This is a genomic window from Sphingobacterium sp. B16(2022), from assembly GCF_012030425.1.
In the GTDB taxonomy this organism is placed as follows: Bacteria; Bacteroidota; Bacteroidia; order Sphingobacteriales; family Sphingobacteriaceae; genus Sphingobacterium; species Sphingobacterium anhuiense.
Map to the genome: position 1 here is coordinate 1 of NZ_JAAUVN010000015.1, position 432 is coordinate 432.

Consider the following 432-nt stretch of genomic DNA (forward strand, 5'->3'; position numbering starts at 1 on the left):
GTTAAGGGATACGACTCAAGATGAATTTTTCCAAGTTCTTCATTTCGCGGCCGATCTTCGCAGCGGTGCTGTCGCTGTTGATCCTGATCGCCGGTGCGATCTCGCTGTTCCAATTGCCGATCAGCGAATACCCGGAAGTCGTGCCGCCGACCGTGGTGGTGCGTGCCAACTTCCCGGGCGCCAACCCCAAGGTCATCGGTGAAACCGTGGCCGCGCCGTTGGAGCAAGCCATCACTGGCGTCGAGGGCATGCTGTACATGTCCTCGCAATCGACTGCCGACGGCAAGCTGACCCTGACCATCACCTTCGCCCTGGGCACCGACCTGGACAATGCGCAGGTGCAGGTGCAAAACCGGGTGACGCGGACTCAGCCAAAACTGCCTGAGGAAGTGACGCGCATCGGTATCACCGTGGACAAGGCCTCCCCCGACC

Annotated in this window: 1 protein-coding gene; it reads left to right on the forward strand. The window is 60.6% G+C overall.

The window, feature by feature from the left end; translation table 11 throughout:
• Positions 1 to 20: 20 nt before the first annotated feature.
• Positions 21 to 432, forward strand: a 412-nt coding sequence (locus tag HCX49_RS25240; protein ID WP_168128475.1) for an efflux RND transporter permease subunit, incomplete at its 3' end; no start/stop codon positions are given.